Here is a 4,037-nt window from a genome sequence, read left to right as displayed (position 1 = left end):
CCCAAGAGGCATTCCCACGGGGACCGTGGGAACGAGGGGCGTCAGGCGCAGTGATCGTTCCCGCTGCCAGTGACGCTCTGCGTCACTCAAGGACCAGGGCGGGCCAGCAGGTGGCTCATGGCGGTCTTGAGTTTCATCGGGCGCACGGGTTTGTGCATCAGGGTGTGGCCCAGCAAGCGAATCTGCTGCTTGAGTTCGTTGCTGTAGTTGGCGGTGATCATCAAGGCCGGGATTGCCGCGCCGCGCCGGCCATTGATCCGCGCCACCGCGTCGACGCCATTGATGTCGTGATCCAGGTGATAGTCGGCAATCAACAGGTCGGCCTCGGCGTGGTAGTTGTCCACCTGGCGCGCCAGGTCGTCCTCGGACAACGCCGTGACCACCCGGCAACCCCAACCCTCTAGCAGGGTGCGCATGCCGGCGCAGATTGCCGCATCGTTATCCAGCACCCAGACCCGCGCCCCGCGCAGCCGCTCCAGCATCGGTTCGCTCATGCTCAGGCTCGGCAGCGCCTTGGGCGCGGTGGCGCTCAGGGGCACTTCCACGGCAAACATCGAACCCCGGCCCGGCCAGGAACGCACGCGAATCCGGTGCCCGAGAATCCGCGCGATTTTCTCCACAATCGCCAGCCCCAGGCCCAGGCCGCGATCCTGATCGGGGCGCTGCACGTCGCCACGCTTGAACTCCTGGAAGATCTCTTCCAGGCGGTTTTCCGCGATGCCCACGCCGCTGTCCCAGACCTCGATCGACAGCCGTTGACGATGGCGCCGACAGCCCAGCACCACGCGCCCGCCCGGGGTGTAGCGAATGGCGTTGCTCAGCAGGTTGCGCAGAATCCGCGCCAGCAACTGGATGTCGCTGCGCACCAGCGCCGAGCAGGCGACAAAGTGCAGTTCCAGCCCTTCGCTGCGGGCCACCTGGGCATATTCCGCCGCCAGGTTGTCCAGCAGTTCGCTCAGGGCAAACGGCGCGATATCGGCCTTGATCACCCCGGCATCCAGCTTGGAAATATCCACCAGGGTGCCCAGCAGGTTTTCCACATCTTCCAGGGAATTGCTGACATTGCGTACCAGCACCTGGCAGGCCTGGGGTTCGCGGCGTTCCAGCAGCGCACTGGTGAACAGCCGCGCCGCATTCAAGGGTTGCAGCAAGTCGTGGCTGACCGCTGCGAGGAACTTGGTTTTCGACAGGTTGGCCTGCTCGGCCTCCAGTTTGGCTTCCCGCAGCCGTGACTCGACCCGGCTGCGCTCATCGATTTCCAGGCGCAGTTGTCCGTTGAGGGTGGTCAGTTCGGCGGTGCGCTCGCGGACCCGCAGCTCCAGGTTCTGGTAGGCCTGATGCAGGGCCTCGGCGGTGCGCCGGCGCTCGGTGATGTCGCGGATCAACACAAAAATCCCCACCACTTCGCCACTGGCCAGGCGGTTGGGCACGTAGGAGCGCAGCATGTAGCGCTCCTGATTGTTGATGTTGGTTTCCGGGAACTCGAAGGTCACGCTCTCCCCCGCCAGGGCCCGAGCCACATAGGCTTCCAGGCGCTGGTAGTGCTGCTCGCTGTGCACCTCGCGCAGGCTCTGGCCGAGCATCACCCCACGGGGCCAGCAGTACCATTCCTCGTAGACCTTGTTGGTGAACTCGTAGACCAGGTCGGCATTCAAGTAAGCGATCAGCGCCGGCACATGGTCGGTGATCAGGCGGATCCAGCGCTCACTTTCGCTCAGGGCCTCGGCGTGCTGATAGCGCTCGGTGATGTCGGTGAAGGTGTTGACGAATCCGCCGGTGGGCAGCGGATGGGTGCGGATTTCCAGGACCCGGCCATCGTACAGGCGCTGCTCGCACTCGTGGATGATGCGCCCGTTGGCATCGCGGCTGGCCGGGGTCAGCAGGCTCAGCTCGCTGTCGCCGATGACCTCGGCGAAGGGTCGATGGGCCGCCACCGGGGCCAGGCCGCTGAGTTCCAGGAAGCGCCGGTTCCACAGTTCGAGGATGCCGTCGGCGTTGACCATGGCCACGCCCTGGGACAGGTTGTCCACGGCCCGTTGCAACAGGTGGGACTTCTGCGCCACCGCCTGCTCGCGGCGCATGGTTTCGCTGATCTTGACCTCGGTGATGTCGGTGAACAGGATCACCCGCCCGCCTTCCCGGGTCGGCCGTTCGCTGACCTGCAGCCAGCGGCCGTTCTGCAGGCGATACAGCAGGTGCTCGTCGGCGTGGCCCCGAGGTTCTTCACTGAACAGCCCGGTGCTGGTCATCAGGCGCTTGACCTCAGCCAGGCGCATGCCGGCGATGATGCGCACCCGGCTGTTGGCCCAAAACGCCTTGAAGCGGCTGTTGAATAGAACAATGCGCTGGTCTTCGTCGAACAGCACAAAGGCGTCGGAAATGCTCTCGATGGCATCGATCAGGTGCTGGTGAGCGGTCTCGGCCCGCAGCCGCGCCTCACTGAGCAAATGGTTGCCGGCCTTGAGTTCAGCCATGGCCTGGTTCAGGGCGTCGGTGCGTTCGCGCACCTGCTCGGCCAGCACCACCGAATGTTGGAACGCCGCGTACGGGTCGTTGCCCCGGGTGGCCCCGGACTCGACCCGCTCGATCAGCGCGGCGTTGATCCGCCGCAGCTTGTGGTTGTCGCGCTCAAGGCCGGCGATCTGCGCTTGCAGCTCAGCGACTGACCGGGGCTCGGCTACGGGCAATGGCGACCCCGGTAAAGGTCTGGTTGATGTGCATGCCATTGAACTGTTCTCCGTAGGTGTTGAAGCCCATCACCCGTTGTTCCCGCAGGAAGGCGCCGATCTGCTCCAGGCTGCCGCGATCCTCCAGCTCCAGACGGCGCAGGAAGCAGTCGCAGCCAATGGTCAGCAGCAGCCCGCCAAGGCGCTGTTGCAGGCCGTCGAACAACTGTTCGAGGTTGGGCAGCAAGGGCCCGGGGGTCATGGCGGTAAGGACGATGCCGTTTTCCACGGCGCAGTAAAAACTCAGGCTCAGGTCCGGGTGCACCTGCTGGATGGCGCGCACGTAGTAGTGCTCGTTGATCCGCACCGCCAGCGGGTTGGCGGCAAACACCCGGTGATCGAGCTCGGCCAGGGGCACGCCGATCAACCGTGCGTACTCTTCGGCGGCCGGCTCGGCGTTGAGCTCATAGACCCGCCGCGAGGCGCTGTCGGCACCGGTGACCACAAGCTTTTCTTCCCGGGGCAGGATGTGGTGGGTGGTGAACACCTCGAAATCCAGCCAGGTATTGACCAGCACCACCACCGCCGCACCGCTGTGAAACTCGCCGCCGAAATAGACGTGGGTGTGGGTCAGGTAATTGTCGTCGCCGGCCGAACCACCGAAATGCGGAATGTCGCCCAAGGCTGCGCTGAGGGCGGTCAGCACCATCTCTTCGCGGCTCGACAGGCCGTCGAGCAGGGTCAGGGCGAAGCTGTTGCCCTTGATCGGCGCCAGGGTGTTGCTGCGACAGTCGCTCACCAGGCGCTCGACCATCTGCTGGGCGTCGATCAAGCTGAAATGTTCCATCTGGTCGATGAGTTCGGTGGCGATGGAGAAGTGCCGGTGATCAAAACCAATGGCGGTGACGCAATTGCGCCCGTAGCCCAAGGGGGTGATTTCCCCGGCGCTGGTGCAACCCACCAGGCGAATGCCGCCGAAGCTTTGCTGCAGGGCCGAGCCCAAGGCTTGCAGGTCATATTCGGCGGAACAGAAAAACAGCACGAAGCCCAGGTGCGGGTGCAGCAGCTGGCGCGCCAGTTCCTGGGCCACCTGTTGTGGGTCGACGGCCTGGGACATGGCACTGACCACGCCCTCGCTCTGGGCTTGCTGCATCGTCGCCTCCGGCGCGGGTTGGGTAAGGGATGAGTGTACGAAGGCCGCCCCGGGGGACGAATGCTACTTGGGTAGCGGGTAGGCAGTCCCATGGACGTAGGTGTTGCCCCGTTGGTGCAGACATCTGTAGGAGCTGGCTTGCCAGCGATAGGGCCCGCAAGATCGCCATGCCCGGCAAGCCGGCTCCTACAAGGTGACCCACAGACAAGCCGCCAGCC

Annotated in this window: 2 protein-coding genes; both read right to left on the bottom strand. The window is 64.8% G+C overall.

Annotation, left to right across the window (positions count from 1 at the left end; translation table 11 throughout):
* Positions 1–86: 86 nt before the first annotated feature.
* Positions 87–2,726, bottom strand: a complete 2,640-nt coding sequence (nahK, locus tag M1B34_RS33685; protein ID WP_268267438.1) for a hybrid sensor histidine kinase/response regulator NahK/ErcS' — start codon at positions 2,724–2,726, stop codon at positions 87–89.
* A complete protein-coding gene (gene nosP, locus M1B34_RS33680) occupies positions 2,656–3,819 on the bottom strand; it encodes a nitric oxide-sensing protein NosP (RefSeq protein WP_268267437.1) in 1,164 nt (387 codons plus the stop codon). Before nosP ends, nahK begins: the two co-directional genes overlap by 71 nt.
* Positions 3,820–4,037 lie beyond the last annotated feature (218 nt).

The sequence above is a fragment of the Pseudomonas morbosilactucae genome, assembly GCF_023241715.1.
Taxonomy (GTDB): domain Bacteria; phylum Pseudomonadota; class Gammaproteobacteria; order Pseudomonadales; family Pseudomonadaceae; genus Aquipseudomonas; species Aquipseudomonas morbosilactucae.
Note: the sequence above shows the minus strand (reverse complement) of the source record. Positions and strands in the feature narration are given on the sequence as shown.

Bases quoted from the DNA above. Each gene is read 5' to 3' on its own strand.
- nahK (WP_268267438.1), bottom strand. From the start codon at position 2,726: ATGGCATGCACATCAACCAGACCTTTACCGGGGTCGCCATTGCCCGTA.
- nosP (WP_268267437.1), bottom strand. From the start codon at position 3,819: ATGCAGCAAGCCCAGAGCGAGGGCGTGGTCAGTGCCATGTCCCAGGCC.